General features: G+C 68.0%; 12 protein-coding genes and 1 tRNA gene. 7 read left to right on the forward strand and 6 right to left on the reverse strand.

The window, feature by feature from the left end; all coding sequences use genetic code 11:
- Nucleotides 1–68: 68 nt before the first annotated feature.
- The 7 genes from AC4D14_RS10970 (at nt 69) to AC4D14_RS11000 (ending at nt 7,879) form a co-directional block, all read left to right on the forward strand.
- Nucleotides 69–791: an FtsB family cell division protein gene (locus AC4D14_RS10970; protein WP_490902228.1), complete on the forward strand. Its 723-nt coding sequence runs from the start codon at nt 69–71 to the stop codon at nt 789–791.
- Between the two features lie 76 nt (nt 792–867).
- Complete coding sequence (locus tag AC4D14_RS10975; protein WP_490902230.1) at nt 868–1,521, forward strand: DUF501 domain-containing protein; 654 nt, start codon at nt 868–870, stop codon at nt 1,519–1,521.
- Nucleotides 1,518–2,474, forward strand: coding sequence for a Ppx/GppA phosphatase family protein (locus AC4D14_RS10980; RefSeq protein WP_490902232.1), 957 nt, complete (start codon nt 1,518–1,520; stop codon nt 2,472–2,474). The genes AC4D14_RS10975 and AC4D14_RS10980 overlap by 4 nt, the downstream gene beginning before the upstream one ends.
- Before the next feature lie 127 nt (nt 2,475–2,601).
- Nucleotides 2,602–4,041 (forward strand): S8 family serine peptidase, encoded by a 1,440-nt coding sequence (locus AC4D14_RS10985; RefSeq protein WP_490902234.1) that lies wholly within the window; start codon nt 2,602–2,604, stop codon nt 4,039–4,041.
- 34 nt (nt 4,042–4,075) lie between these two features.
- Nucleotides 4,076–5,527, forward strand: coding sequence for an NAD(P)/FAD-dependent oxidoreductase (locus AC4D14_RS10990; protein WP_490902235.1), 1,452 nt, complete (start codon nt 4,076–4,078; stop codon nt 5,525–5,527).
- 342 nt (nt 5,528–5,869) lie between these two features.
- Nucleotides 5,870–5,942 (forward strand) — tRNA-Leu (locus AC4D14_RS10995).
- Between the two features lie 548 nt (nt 5,943–6,490).
- A complete protein-coding gene (locus AC4D14_RS11000; protein ID WP_490902237.1) occupies nt 6,491–7,879 on the forward strand; it encodes an ABC transporter substrate-binding protein in 1,389 nt (462 codons plus the stop codon).
- Between the two features lie 264 nt (nt 7,880–8,143).
- On the opposite strand, the gene AC4D14_RS11005 is transcribed toward AC4D14_RS11000, so the two are convergent.
- The 6 genes from AC4D14_RS11005 to AC4D14_RS11030 form a co-directional block, all read right to left on the reverse strand.
- Nucleotides 8,144–8,845, reverse strand: a complete 702-nt coding sequence (locus AC4D14_RS11005) for a hypothetical protein (RefSeq protein ID WP_490902238.1) — start codon at nt 8,843–8,845, stop codon at nt 8,144–8,146.
- A 202-nt stretch (nt 8,846–9,047) separates the two neighbouring features.
- Nucleotides 9,048–9,800, reverse strand: coding sequence for an ABC transporter ATP-binding protein (locus AC4D14_RS11010; RefSeq protein WP_490902240.1), 753 nt, complete (start codon nt 9,798–9,800; stop codon nt 9,048–9,050).
- Entirely contained in the window at nt 9,797–10,774 is a 978-nt protein-coding gene (locus AC4D14_RS11015; RefSeq protein WP_490902396.1) for an ABC transporter ATP-binding protein, read from the reverse strand. The genes AC4D14_RS11010 and AC4D14_RS11015 overlap by 4 nt, the downstream gene beginning before the upstream one ends.
- 170 nt (nt 10,775–10,944) lie before the next feature.
- Complete coding sequence (locus AC4D14_RS11020; RefSeq protein ID WP_490902242.1) at nt 10,945–11,925, reverse strand: branched-chain amino acid ABC transporter permease; 981 nt, start codon at nt 11,923–11,925, stop codon at nt 10,945–10,947.
- 9 nt (nt 11,926–11,934) lie between these two features.
- A complete protein-coding gene (locus tag AC4D14_RS11025) occupies nt 11,935–13,227 on the reverse strand; it encodes a branched-chain amino acid ABC transporter permease (RefSeq protein WP_490902244.1) in 1,293 nt (430 codons plus the stop codon).
- Between the two features lie 201 nt (nt 13,228–13,428).
- Nucleotides 13,429–13,725: a GroES family chaperonin gene (locus AC4D14_RS11030; RefSeq protein ID WP_490902397.1), complete on the reverse strand. Its 297-nt coding sequence runs from the start codon at nt 13,723–13,725 to the stop codon at nt 13,429–13,431.
- Nucleotides 13,726–13,806 lie beyond the last annotated feature (81 nt).

Here is a 13,806-nt window from a genome sequence, read left to right on the forward strand (position 1 = left end):
ACCGGAGGGCGGTTACCCTCGTAGGACGGGATCATTGATTCCGGCACAAGCACCACCCGAGGAGTAACATGTCAGCCCGCCGACCCAACGTGCCGCGCGCCGTCCGCCCCTCGCCCTCGGCGGGGCGGACGGCAGCGGGCACCGGCGCAACGTCCGGACGGGCGGCGGGCGCGCACGAGTCAGGCGCTCCGGCGCCCGGCGCGCACGACCCCGTCGTTCCGGCGCCGGGCGGCGCCGGACCCCGCAGCACCGAGCCGGGGCGCGGCCCCGCCCGGCCGCCCCGGGCGCAGGCAAGCCCCTCCCAGGCGCGTGCCGCGGAAAGGGAGCAGCTGGCCGGAGCCATCCGCCGTGCGGGCTCGAGCGTGGTCCGGCCCAAGAACCGGGTCATCATTCCCGCCGAGGACGCCAAACCCATTCCGGCGCAGTCGTTTTCCGGGCGCCTGCTTGCCCTCGCCGTCGTCCTGATCGCCGTGACGGTGCTCCTCGCCCCGTCGATCAGCACCTACCTCAAGCAGCAGGGCGAACTCCAGACCCTGCGCGAGGACATTGCGAGGCAGGAGCAGATCCAGGAAGAACACCGCGCGGACCTCGCACGGTGGAACGACCCCGCCTACATCAAGCAGCAGGCCCGCGACCGGATCTTCCTCGTAATGCCCGGGGAGAAGCGCTACCTCGTCAAGGGCGGCGCCGGCATTGAAGAGTCATCCGGCGAGGGGTCGCAGGACCAGCCCGAAGACCTGCCCTGGGTCGATTCGCTCTGGGACTCGGTTTCCCGCGCTGCGACCGACTAACCGCCGGCGCACAGCCGGAGCACTACATACAACCTGCCGAAGGAATGTTTCCCGTCGGCAGCAGGAAGGACCCCCAGTGGCTGAGCAGGACCAGCACACCCCAACCGACAAGGACCTGGAGGTTCTCAGCCGGCAGCTGGGGCGGCCGGTGCGCGACGTCGTCGAAATCGGCGCGAGGTGCGTCTGCGGGAACCCCCTCGTTGCCACCACAGCCCCACGGCTGGGCAACGGCATCCCGTTCCCCACCACCTACTACCTCACCCATCCGGTGATCACCGCCGCGGTGTCCCGGCTCGAGGCAGAGGGTGTCATGAGCGAGATGACGGCGCGGCTCGGGGAGGACGCCGGCCTGGCAGGACGCTACCGCGAAGCACACGAGGCCTACCTTGAGGCGCGCCGCGCCGTCGGTGAACGCGCCGGCGTGGGCCCCGTGCCCGAGATCGACGGCGTCTCCGCCGGGGGCATGCCCTCGCGCGTCAAATGCCTTCACGTGCTCGTCGGGCACTCCCTCGCAGCCGGTCCGGGCGTGAACCCCCTCGGGGATGAAGCGATCGAGGGGATCCGGTCCTGGTGGACCGTCGACGCCTGCTATTGCGAGGGGGCCTGGGACACCGGCGGCGACGTCCCGAGCGCGGACCTCAGCCGGCACACCAAGACCCAGGGCCTGAGCCCCGAAGAACTTGAACGCAAGCGCGCCGCCCGCCGCAACCAACCCCAGGGGGACCAGTGAGAACAGCAGCAGTCGACTGCGGCACGAACTCCATCCGGCTTCTCATCGCCGATATTGACGACGCCGGGGTGTTGACCGACATCGAGCGCCAGATGCGCGTTGTCCGCCTGGGGGAGGGGGTCGACGCCACCGGCCGGCTTTCCGAGGCAGCACTGGCCCGCACCTTCGCCGCGACCGACGAATACGCCGACCTGATCCGCCGCCACGACGTGCCGGAGGTCCGCTTCGTTGCGACGTCGGCCTCGCGCGACGCCGAGAACCGTTCCACGTTCGTCGACGGCATCCGCGAGCGCCTCGGCGTGGAGCCGGAGGTTGTCTCGGGCCAGGAGGAGGCGTCACTGTCGTTCAACGGCGCAGTGAGCGTTCTTGACGTGCCCGACACCGAAACCGTTCTCGTGGTCGACCTCGGCGGCGGCAGCACCGAGTTCGTTGCCGGACGCGGCGGCACCGTGGTTGCCGCGCGCAGCATGGACATAGGCTGCGTGCGCTTCACGGAACGCTTTCTCACCACCGACCCACCGACGGCGGAGGAGATCGCCGCCATGGAGCGCGAGGTCCGGAACCTGATCCGCGAGGCGGGGCGCGACGTGCCGCTGGAGTCGGTGACCTCGCTGGTCGGGGTGGCCGGAAGCATCACCACTGTCACCGCGCACGCCCTGGCCCTGCCCACCTACCTCCCGGAGCGGATCCACGGGGCACGCCTTGGCACTGCAAGAATCAGCGCCGCCGCCGACGACCTGCTGCACATGGACCGGGCGGCGCGTAAGGCCCTTCCCTATATGCACCCGGGCCGCGTTGACGTCATCGGTGCAGGCGCCCTCATCTGGAAGTGCGTGGTTGAACACCTCGCGGAGGTCACCGGCGGGCGTGTCGACTCCGCCGTCGCAAGCGAACACGACATCCTTGACGGCATTGCCCTGAGCATTGCCGGACGTGGAGGCGCCAATGCATAGGAGTGCCGATTCACGCTCCGGAGGCCGAACACCCGCGGCCCGGCCGGTACGCCCGGCGCGGGGAAGGCCACCCCGCCTTGCACCTGACGGAGCCCCGGAAGCCCGGCGCCGGCCGCCGCGCCGCCCCGTGCATGGCCGGCCGTCCGGACACGCCCGCGCCCTGCCCGCAGCCGTCGCCGTCCTGATCAGCGCCGCACTCGTCCTTCCCGTCGGGGCCGCGCCGGCCGCCGCCGACGCCATCCGGGAAAAGGAGTACTGGCTCAAGGACTACGGCATCACCGAAGCCTGGAAGACCACCCAGGGTGAAGGGGTGAAGGTCGCAGTCATCGACAGCGGCGTCGACGGCACCCACCCCGATCTCAAGGGCGCCGTCGTCGGGGGAACCGATCCCTCGGGAGCCGGAAGGCCGGACGGGCAGCAGGGACTGGGCGAGGTGCCCGAACACGGGACCCTCGTTGCGACACTGCTTGCCGGCCGCGGCCACGGCTCCCGGCCCACGACCACCCCGAAGGAATCCGCCGCCCCGTCCACCGGAGCCCTCGACGGGCACGGCCGCGGCCCCGACGGCATCGTTGGCGTCGCACCCAAGGCCGACCTGCTGGCCGTCTCGGTCTGGATCGAGGGTCAGAACAGCGGCCCGAATCCTGCCGGGGTGAGCACCGACGAGCAGATCCCCAACGCCGTGCGCTGGGCGGTCGACAATGGCGCCAAGGTCATCAACATGTCCCTCGGCAGCACCTCAACGACCTGGCCCGAAAGCTGGGACGACGCCTTCCTCCATGCGGAGAAGCACGACGTCGTGATTGTTGCGGCGGCCGGAAACCGCGCCGGCGGGCTCACCCAGGTGGGGGCCCCGGCCACCATTCCCGGCGTCCTTGCCGTCGCAGGCCTTGACCGGCGGGGAACGGCGAGCCGGGAGTCCTCCTCCGAAGGCATCAGCATCGCCGTTGCCGCACCATCCGAGAACCTCGTCGGCGGACTGCCCGGAGCCTTCTATGCCGACTGGTCGGGCACCTCCGGGGCCGCACCACTGGTCTCGGGCGTCGCTGCGCTGATCCGTTCGGAGCACCCCGAACTCAGTGCCGGCCAGGTGGTCAACCGGATCATCGGAACGGCCCGCGACGCCGGTGCCCCCGGATTCGACACGATCTACGGGCACGGCATCATCGATGTCGCGGCCGCCGTCAACGCCGACATCGCCGTGCCCGAGGCGAACGGTCTGGGCAGCATGAAGGAATGGATCTCGGTATACCGGCGCGGGAAACCCGCACCGGAAACCGCGTCGCCGGCTCCGGCCACGCAGGCACCGGCACCGGACATCCCGGAGCCCAAGGCACCGGTGGCCGACGAGAGCACGGGTGCGGCGGACCTCCTGCCGGCGGGCGTGGTGCTCGGGTTCTCCGGGCTGTTCGGCGTGCTTCTTGTGGCGGGGTCGCTGCATCTGATCCGGGTCCGCCGCACCGCCGCCCAGAGCCCGGAAACGCGGAGCAATGACACCGGTTCGCTCCCGGCCGCCCGCGACAATCCGGCCGGCGACAACGGTTCATCCGCCTTTCCCGCAACTTAGTGAAGATTTTCACAAAGTCCGGTAGCATCGTGGCATGGCATCGAACCCACAGTTCTCCGATCGTCCGCGCATCCTCGTAGTGGGGGGCGGTTACGTTGGGCTCTATGTAGCCCACAAGCTGCAGAAAAAGGTCAAGTCCCACGGTGGCATCGTCACCCTGGTCGACCCGCTGCCCTACATGACCTACCAGCCGTTCCTGCCCGAGGTTGCCGCCGGCAACATCGAGCCCCGGCATGCGGTGGTCTCGCACAGGGCGCACCTTCAGGACACCGAGCTGATCACCGGCAAGGTCACCTCGATCGACCACGCGGGGCGCAAGGCCGTCGTTGAGCCGGCAGGCGGCGGAGAGCCGTTCGAGCTCGGCTACACCGACGTCGTCATGGCCGCGGGCGCCATCACGCGCACGTTCCCGATCGAGGGCCTCAGGGAAGAAGGCATCGGCCTCAAGACGATCGAAGAGGCCGTCGCACTGAGGAACCAGATCCTCGAGCGCATCGAGACCGGTTCGCTGATGCCCGCCGGCCCCGCACGCGACCGCGCGCTCACCTTCGTCGTCATCGGCGGCGGGTTCGCCGGCATCGAGGCGATCACCGAGATGGAGGACATGGCCCGCGACGCCGTCAAGAAGAACGGCCGCCTCACGCGCTCGGACCTGCGCTTCGTCATGGTCGAGGCAATGGGACGCATCATGCCCGAGGTCACCGAGCAGCAGGCCGTGTGGGTCGTTGAGCACCTGCGCTCCCGCGGCATCCAGGTGCTGCTGAACACCTCGCTGGCAAGCGCCACCGACGGCAACCTCAAGCTCATCAACATGCCCGACAAGACTCCGGCCGACGAGTTCGAAGCCGACACCCTCATCTGGACCGCCGGTGTCCAGGCCAACCCCATGGTGCGGTCCACGGACTTCCCCATCGACGAGCGCGGGCGCCTCCGGGCCAATGCCGAACTGCGCATCACCGGGGACGACGGGCCGATCGAGCACGCCTGGACCGCAGGCGACGTCGCGGCCGTGCCCGACCTCAGCGGCGGGGGAGTGGGAGGCTTCTGCGTCCCCAACGCCCAGCACGCGGTGCGCCAGGCGAAGCTGCTCGCGAAGAACATCTACGCCCAGAACTACGGCGTGGGCAACGTCCGCCAGTACAAGCACACCAACCTCGGCGCCGTTGCAGGCTTCGGCACGTTCAAGGGCGTTGCGAACATCATGGGCTTTGGCATGCGCGGCTTCCCGGCATGGCTCGCCCACCGCGGCTACCACGGCCTTGCAATGCCCATGTACGAGCGCAAGGCTCGCGTCATTTCGAACTGGACGATGAGCTTCATCTTCGGCCGCGACATCGCCCCGATTTCGGACCTGCAGAGCCCGCGCCGCCAGTTCCAGGAAGCTGCAACGCCCCAGGCGAAGAAGGCCCCGGCGCTCCAGAGCGCCCCTCCGGCCCCTGCCGGCAAGGCGGCCGCATCAGACGAGAAGGCAGCGACAAAGGCATAGTCGCAGCCCTCATCCGCCCGGCGGCGGCTTTGCCTGTAGAGGCGGGGCCGCCGACGTCCCATCTAAGCAGTCCCGCTTAAGGCGTCCCGTTTGAGCAGTCCCACTCGAGCCGTCCTGCGGAGGCTGTCCCGCGGACGAGCGGCTCCCTGCCGTCCTGCGCGGCCGCCGGCTTCCCTACACGGCTCTCCCTCGTCCCAAGACCCCTTTCGGCTTGTCCGCGCCGTGTCTGGCCCTAAAGTCCCTGCGGAAGGGGAACGCTCCCCCGCCCCCGGGCCGGCCAGGGAACCGGTCGTCCACTGATCGAGATATTCTTGGGAGTGCCGCCGTCACCGCTGGCGCGGCGCCCCAGTAGCCCAATGGCAGAGGCAGCAGACTTAAAATCTGTTCAGTGTCAGTTCGAGTCTGACCTGGGGCACAACACTTCCCGGATTCCCATCCTGTCAAGAGGCCCGCCGGTACCGGCGGGCCCCGCCGGCTCTGCGCACCCGGACCCCGCCGGCTCTGCGCACCCGGACCCCGCCGGCTCTGCGCACCCGGACCCCGCCGGCTCTCCGCCCTCCCCCCGCAGGGCTCCGCACCCGGACCCCGCATCCTTCGCGGCCCGACCCCGCGACCCTCCGCCCGACCCGCGACCCTCCGCCCTCCCCCCAGCCCTCCGCCCCTCCGAGGCGGATGCGCCGGCGGCCCCAAGGATCCGCCGGCGCATCCCGCGCCGTGGGAGGCCGTCCGGTCCGAAACCAGGAGTGCTCAAAGGGCCACCGGTTCGGACTCCTTGAGCTGCTTTGAACCGCCGCCGGGAGTGCAGTGTCAACCCCCGAATGCGGAATCTGTGACGAGCGTTACAAGGATGTAACCGGATTCCCTTATGTTCGACACGAATTTGCATTAGCTTTTCTACATGCCAGGAACACCTGGCGATCGCATCAAAGGCTAAGAACGCCTTTCGGTCGAGGAGACAAATTCATGACTGTTACACGCAACCCCGTGCGGCTTGGCATTGGGGAGAATGCCCCGCGGGCGGCGAAGATCGCGGCCCTGAGCCTGGGCATCGCGCTTTTTGCCTCAGGCTGCGGCGGATCCAATGCACCGGAGACCGGGGGTGGCGAAAGCTCGGCACCCGCTGAGGCTGCCGGCGCACTGTCCTGTCCCCCCAGCGAAGGCGGCAAGGCTGCCGAGCCCGGCGAAAAGGGCGATCCCTCAGCTGTCCCTGAAGCGAAGACCGTCACCGACACCCCGCTGAAGCTCGGCACCCTGCTTCCCACGACCGGCACACTTGCATTCCTCGGCCCGCCCGAAATTGCGGGCGTCAACCTCGGCGTCAAGGAAGTCAACGAGGCCGGCGGCGTCCTCGGCAAGGACATCTCGGTCGTTCACCGCGACTCCGGCGACACCACGACCGACATCGCCACCCAGTCCGTTACGGACCTCCTGTCCCAGGACGTGAGCGGCATCATCGGTGCTGCGTCCTCGGGCGTTTCGAAGACCGTCATCAACCAGATCACCGGTGCGGGTGTCGTGCAGTTCTCTCCCGCGAACACCTCCCCGGAGTTCACTGATTGGAAGGACGAGGGCCTCTACTGGCGCACCGCACCGTCCGACGTTCTCCAGGGCCGCACCCTTGGCAACTACATCATGTCCTGCGGCGCACAGACCGTCGGCATGATCGTCCTCAACGACGCCTACGGCACCGGTCTGCAGAAGAACATCACCGAGACCGTCGAAGGCGCGGGCGGACAGGTTGTCGCAGCCGAACTCTTCAACGAGGGTGACTCGCAGTTCAGCAGCCAGGTCGACGCTGTCGTCGCGGCAAAGCCCGACGCCATCGTCATCATCACCTTCGACCAGGCCAAGAGCATCGTTCCCCTGCTTACCGGCAAGGGCATCGAGCCGAGCAGCATGTTCATGGTCGACGGCAACACCACCGACTACAGCAAGGACCTGGAGCCTGGCACCCTTGAGGGCGCCCAGGGCACCATCCCCGGCCCGTTCACCGGTGAGACCTTCCAGAAGGCACTCCTCGAGATCGACCCCGACCTGACCAGCTGGAGCTACGCAGGCGAGAGCTACGACGCCGTCAACCTCATGTCCCTCGCGGCTGAGGCTGCAGGCAGCACCGACGGTAAGGCAATCGCGGCCGAGCTTGAGGGCGTGTCCAAGGACGGCGAGAAGTGCTTCGACTTCGCGGGCTGTGTGACGCTCCTGCGCAACGGCGAAGACATCGACTACGACGGCATCTCCGGACCGGTCTCCTTCGACAAGAACGGCGACCCGACTGAAGCCGCCATCGGCATCTACCAGTACGACGCGGAGAACATCCCGCAGCCGAGCCGCTCCGAGGTGGGCAAGCTCTAACCGAGCAGCACCCGCAGCACCACGGACGGTAAAGCATCCGACCGAAGAACCCCGCCCCTCGTCCTCTCCGGAGGCGAGGGGCGGGGTTCTTTCGTGTGCAGCGACCTTCGGGAAGTCGGCTGGGCCCCCGGCGCACCCGACTGCGGTGAACGCTCCCGAAAACGACGTCCGCACCCGGTTAACCGCGTGCGGATGTCACAATCGGGTGCGGGGAACGCTTCGTGGTGCACAGGGCCTCACGGCCGCCGCGCAGCCGGGCCCCGGCTAGTGCCCCCGGAGGGGCCTGGGGGCGCGGGCGACGGCGTACGACCTCGCCCGAAGGTGGGCGGCCCAGGAGTACGTCCCGGCCCCGGGAAGCGGGTTCAGCACGGGGTCGAAGCGGAGGTCATCCTGCTCCTGATCCGGGTCGAGCCTGAGGTCCAGCCGGCCGAAGGCCACCCAGGGGCCCCGCAGGCGGGAATAGCGAAGCTCGAGGGACCATGTGCCGCCGTCGAGCTCATGGCGGAATCCGGCGAGCGCGGCGGGAAGGGAGCCTGGTGCCCCTGTGGTCCACGCGCCGAGCAGGACCGGGCCGGCGGCGCCCTTGTAGGGCATCAGCGTGGTCAGGGGTGCCCCAGCGGCGTGGAGCCGGGGCATCAGCAGGAACCGGCCCGCAGCGGAAACTCCGGTCGAGGCCAGCAGGACGTCGGCCGGTGCGTCCGGAGAGCCGGTCCGCAGCGCCAGGCCAAGGATGTCGGGCAGCCCCTCGGGCAGGCCCACGGAGCGGGAGAAGCGCGCCGTGACGCTGCCTGTGCCCGGGGTGTCCACCCAGCCGATGCCGCTCGGGACCGCTGGTCCGGCAATCGTCAGGGTTCCGCGGAGGCGCACGCCCCGGGGGTGGATGGGGCGGACAGGGCGGAGGAGTTTCATCGCGGCGAAGAGCGCTTCGAATCCCGCACTCGCGACCCGGCTGGGATCAATGGTCATCGTGTCCTCCCGCTGGTGGCCCTCCCGGCGCACCGGCGGCAGCCGAGGTCCGGCGCGGTTCGGGACCTGCGCCGCGGTTCGAGTCTTTCACACGGTCGGGGGGAGCGGGCGGGTATCTGCCGGCGCAACGGGGCTGGAGGTACCCCGGACAGCACTGTGGGCGGTGCCGTTTCCGGCACCGCCCACAGTGACTGCCTGCAATTTACGCCGTGTCGGCGAGGGTCCCGAGGTAGAGCTGGATGACCTTGGGATCCTTCATGAGCTCGCGCCCGGTGCCGGTGTAGGCGTCCTTGCCCTGGTCAAGGACATAGGCCCTGTCGCAGATCTGGAGGCACCGGCGGGCGTTCTGCTCCACCATGATCACCGAGACGCCGGCACGGTTGATCTCGTGGACCCGAAGGAATGTCTCATCCTGTTTCACGGGAGAGAGCCCAGCGGAGGGCTCGTCGAGGAGCAGGACCGCGGGTTCCATCATGAGTGCCCGGCCCATCGCCACCATCTGGCGTTCGCCGCCGGAGAGCGAGCCGGCCCGCTGGGCCCGCCGCTTTCCAAGCTCCGGGAAGAGCTCCGTCACGAATTCGAACCGCTTCTTGAAGTCCTTGGGCCGCTGGTACATGCCCATCTGCAGGTTTTCCTCGATGGTCAGGGTGGAGAAGACGTTGTTGTTCTGGGGCACGAACCCCACGCCCCGGCTCACCAGGCGGTTGGCTTTAAGGCCCGTGAGGTCCTTGCCGCGCACCACCACCTGGCCGGAGTGGATCTTCACGAGCCCGAACATCGCCTTGAGCAGCGTCGACTTGCCGGCCCCGTTGGGCCCGATGATTCCGATCAGCTCGCCCCTGCGGGCCTCGATGCTGCATCCGTTGAGGATGTTGACGCCCGGAAGGTAGCCTGCCACAAGGTCGGTGACCTTGACCACCGATTCGCCCTCGAACGAGTCGTCGTGCGCGCTCATCGCTTCTTCTCCTCGTTGTCGATGGAGCTGCCGGATGTGCTCAGCTCGGTGATGTGGTGGCCGATCACGCCCTCCTCGGGCGTGCCGACCGTCGATTCCTCGTCGTGTGCCAGCTCCTCCTCGAGGCGTTCGACGCCGGCGGAGTCGCCGAGGTCGACGTCGTGGTGGGCGCCAAGGTAGGCGTCGATGACGGCCTGGTCCTTCATGACGATGTCAGGCGGTCCCTCGGCGACGACCTTCCCTTCGGCCATCACCACCACCCAGTCGGCAATGTGGCGGACCATGTGCATGTCGTGCTCGACGAAGAGGACCGTCATGCCTTCGGCCTTTAGGTTCTTGATGTGGTCGAGCAGGGACTGCGTCAGCGCCGGGTTCACGCCGGCCATCGGCTCATCGAGCATGACCAGCCGCGGCCGTACCATCAGCGCGCGCGCCATCTCCAGGAGTTTGCGCTGGCCGCCGGAGAGGGAAGCCGCGTAGTCATCGCGCTTGGTGTCGAGCTTGAACTTGGCCAGCAGCGTTTCGGCCTGCGCCGTGATCTCCTTCTCCCGCGAGCCCCACATGCCCTTGAACAGGGCGCGTGCCAGGGACTCGCCCGGCTGGTCGGAAGCCCCGAGGCGCATGTTTTCGATGACGGTGAGCTTGCCCATGACCTTGGTGAGCTGGAACGTGCGCACCATGCCCATTCGTGCCACCTTGTAGGGCGGCACTTTCGCAAGGGGCTTCCCGTCGAACTCCCAGTCGCCGCTGTTGGGGGTGTCGAACCCGGTCAGCAGGTTGAACAGGGTCGTCTTCCCTGCGCCGTTGGGGCCGATGAGGGCTGTGATCTTGTTGCGGGGGATTTCGAGGTACTCGACGTCGACAGCGTTGATGCCGCCGAAGCTGCGCGTCACGTTCTTCGCCACGACGATCGGATCCCGCTTGCGGCATCCCGGGCCGGCCTCGCCGGTGGCGATGGGCCGGGAGTCCGTCATGAAGTCCTCCCCGCCGGCGCCGCCCGGTGCCGCATGGGTGGCGGTGGTGACGGCGGTTGCCCCTGGTGCCTCAGGGGCGTCGCCGCCGTCGGGGGTGGTGTGGCTGCCGGCTGCAGTGGGTCCGACGGCGCGCCGGCGGCCGGTTCCCGCTGTATCTTCTGTGTTGTCGCTCATGCGAACGCCAGCTCCTTCTTATTGCCGAGGACGCCCTGTGGCCTGAAGACCATGAGCAGCATCAGCGCTATTCCCACGAGGATGTAGCGCAGCTGTCCGGCCTGAACGTTGGAGAGGAAGGTGATGGCACCCGACTCGATTGCCCCGTACAGGAGCCCCTGGGTCAGCGACAGCACAACCCAGAAGACCATCGCCCCGATCACGGGGCCGAGGACCGTTGCCATGCCGCCCAGCAGGAGGCAGGTGTAGAGGAAGAACGTCAGTTCCGTCGCGTAGTTCGCAGGCTGAACGGCGCCGCGGGGGAGGGTGAAAACCATTCCCGCGAGAGAGCCGAGGATGCCGCCGATGACGAGCGCCTGCATCTTGTAAGCGTAGACATTCTTTCCGAGCGAGCGCACAGCGTTTTCGTCTTCGCGGATGCCCTTGAGCACCCTGCCCCACGGGCTGCGCATGAGCAGCCACACGGTGAGGCAGGCGAGGATGACGATGCTCCAGCCGACGACCCGGATCCAGAAGTTCCGCTCGTTCATCTCGAGCGGGCCGATGTTGTAGGTGCCGGGAGGGAAGGGGTTGAGCCCGTAGAACCCGCCCTCGAACGCCGCAAGCCCGTTTGCGGAGCCGGTGACCTCCGTGAGCCCGTTGGTCGTGACGACGTACCGGACGATCTCGGCCGCGGCGATCGTCACGATCGCGAGGTAGTCGGCGCGCAGGCGCAGCGTCGGGATGCCCAGCACGATCGCGAAGATCACCGAGCACAGCAGCGCCACGAGCACCGCAACCGGCAGGGGAGCGTTGAAGGTGAGCGTCGAGATGGCGAAGCCGTAGGCGCCGACGGCCATGAAGCCTGCCTGCCCGAAGTTCAGCAGCCCCGAGTATCCGAAGTGGACGGCGAGGCCCAGGGCGGCGAGGGCGTAGGCCGCGGTCGTCGGGCTGACCAGCTCGCCGAACGCGTTGATGAGGATGTTTCCGAAGTCCATTGCGTGCCCCTAACCTATGCGCTCGCGGCGGCCGAGGATGCCCTGCGGCCGGAACAGGAGCACGAGAATCATGATGAGAAGCGCACCCACGTATTTGAGGTCAGCTTCGAGCCACAGCGTTGAGATCTCAACGAAAAGGCCGACGATGATCGAACCGACAAGGGCGCCGAAGACCGTTCCGAGCCCGCCGAGGACGACCCCGGCGAAGATGAGCAGGAGGATCTGCTGGCCCATGTTGTAGGACACCCCGGGGCGGTAGTAGGCCCAGAGGATGCCGCCGAGTGCGGCGAGCATCCCGCCGACCACCCAGACGAGCCGGATGACGCGGTCGACGTCGATGCCCGATGCCGCTGCCAGCGCAGGGTTGTCGGCGACGGCGCGCGTTGCCTTGCCGACCCGGGTCTTGAGCAGCAGGAACGCCACGGCCAGGATGACTACGAGGCTGATGGCGAGCGAGCGCATGCTGTTCGCCGAGATACCGACCGACCCGAACTCCAGGATCGGGCTCTGCGAGCCAGGCAGCTGGGTTGTGGCTCCGCCGAAGTTGAACTGGATGATGTAGCGCAGCGCCAGCGCGAGGCCGATGCTGACGATCATCATTGGGACAAGGCCGGTGCCGCGCTGCCGCAGCGGCCTCCAGAGGCCCGCGTCCTGGACGTAGCCGATGATGCCGCCGCAGATCACCGCAAGGATGATCGCGACCGGGGCGGGGAGTCCGAGCGCGGCGAAGCCGAAGGTCAGCACCGCTCCGGCTGTCACCATCTCTCCGTGCGCGAAGTTGGTCAGGCCGGTGGTGCCGAAGATCAGGGACAGGCCTACGGCGCTGAGCGCGAGGAGGAGCCCGAAGCTGAAGCCGGCGAGCGCGCGTTCGGCCAGGGTGTCCCAGAAGGCGCCGCCCTGGGAGACGATGCCTTCACCGAAAAGGAACAGTGTCGTGGCGGTCGAGGTTCCCGCAAAGGTGACGGTGCGCGGGTTTTCCTGGCCCTCGGCGAGGGTGATTCCCTCGGGGAGGGTTTCTTCGTCGATCTCAACCTCGTAGGCGCCCTGTTCGGGAACGCCCACCGACCAGAAGCCGTTTTCGCCGGAGGTTGTTTCACCTTCGAAACCGTTGCCGGTGACTGTGACCCGGACATCGGGGATGGGTCCGTCGACGCCGCGCAGGACGCCGCTGATGCGGTCCTGGAATTCCTGCGCCTGAAGGCTGGCTGAGAAAGAACTTGTCGCCGGGACGGGCGGCTGGGGTGACGCCTGCGCTGATGGTGCGCTGAGGAGTGCCGCGGCCAGGAAGCCGAGAAGAATCATCAGCGTCCCCCCGATCCGGGCAGGCATCGATTGGGTTATCAAGTTAGGAACCTCCACGGTGGGGGCTGGCCTGCCGGAGTACCGGCAGGAGGTTTAGCCTGTGACGGCAGTCACTAAACGTGGAGTTTATGCTACCTGTGCAATGTTTCCGCCGATCACCAAACGGGCCCTCTAAGGTAGCGATTCGGTAACAACTGGTGCCTAGAGGTAAAAACCGGTGCGGTGGTCCTCCGCCTCGGGCTGCGCAACGGCATGGACGTCGCGCTCGCGCAGGAGCAGGTAGTCCTTGCCTCCGACGTCCACCTCGGAGCGGTCTTCGGGGTCGAAAAGCACCCGGTCGCCCCGGGAGACGTGCCGGACAGCGGGGCCTGCCGCAACGACAACCGCCCACGAGAGCCGCTTGCCCAGGACCGCCGTCGCCGGAATGACGATCCCGCTTGTCGAGCGGCGCTCGCTTCCGTCTTTCTCCGGGTCAACGAGCAGCCGGTCGTGCAGCATCCGCAGGGGAAGGTCCGGGACTCGATCGGGACTTGGCACGTTTCCTCCGGCGCATCGGGATTTTCCGGCCAGCCTACCTTC

The sequence above is a fragment of the Arthrobacter sp. TJ-254 genome (assembly GCF_058269175.1).